This is a genomic window from Vreelandella hamiltonii (assembly GCF_014651775.1).
In the GTDB taxonomy this organism is placed as follows: domain Bacteria; phylum Pseudomonadota; class Gammaproteobacteria; order Pseudomonadales; family Halomonadaceae; genus Vreelandella; species Vreelandella hamiltonii.
The window spans coordinates 1-752 of record NZ_BMXN01000066.1 but is presented as its reverse complement, the minus strand read 5'-3'; the positions used below and the strand labels follow the sequence as shown (position 1 = coordinate 752).

Annotated in this window: 1 protein-coding gene; it reads right to left on the bottom strand. The window is 56.1% G+C overall.

From position 1 onward, the window contains the following. Positions 1 to 370: 370 nt before the first annotated feature. The coding region (locus tag IE091_RS18545; RefSeq protein WP_479694290.1) for an RpnC/YadD family protein at positions 371 to 752 on the bottom strand (382 nt) is incomplete at its 5' end.

Below are 752 nucleotides of genomic sequence, written 5' to 3'. Positions count from 1 at the left end.
AGTTTATAGCTGTGATCGTGGCGGTTATGCACTTTGCTGACCATGCGGGCTCCTGTCGCTGAATTAATACTTTACCACAACACCCGCTTTCTCAACCCAGCCCCCTGTGGGAGGCCAATTCATTGGGCGACTGCCTGAGCAAGCACCGGTGCCGCCGTCATCGCGGGCTAAAGCCGCCTCCCACCAGGCTATTTCCCAGCGGCCGCTGGTACACTGCAGCCTCAAGCCCAGGGGGGGCAGGGCAATCGGGCGACTTCCTGGGCGTTGGGCAGAAAGTCATCGGAAGGAATAAAAAAACAGGCAGAAACGACAAGGGCAGCCCCATTCGGTGGCTGCCCTTTTGTGGGCAAAGGAAGGGTATCGCTCGGGATCAGTGCTGATCTTCCCTGCGTAGCCTGGTAACCTCGTCAACCGCCAACCCGGTTGCTGTGGCTATCTGCTCGTCACTGAGCACACCCAGCTTCAACAAGTTGCGAGCGGTTTTTTCAATACCCAGCTTCTCGCCTTTCTCAATACCTAGCTTCTCGCCTTTCTCAATACCCAGTTTTTCGCCAGCCTGACGACCTCTTTCTTCCCACAGCTCAGGCCACTTTTTAATTCGCTCTGCCAGCATGTCGTGTACCTCATGCAAGTTGGTGAAATCACTTACCTCAGGAAATTCAAGCCCTGGGGCTCGGTTGGGCAGGAACACTCGGTAGAACCATACGATGATCGCCCGCCGCAAGCTGGCTTGTTCTGGGCCGTTGAGCCAG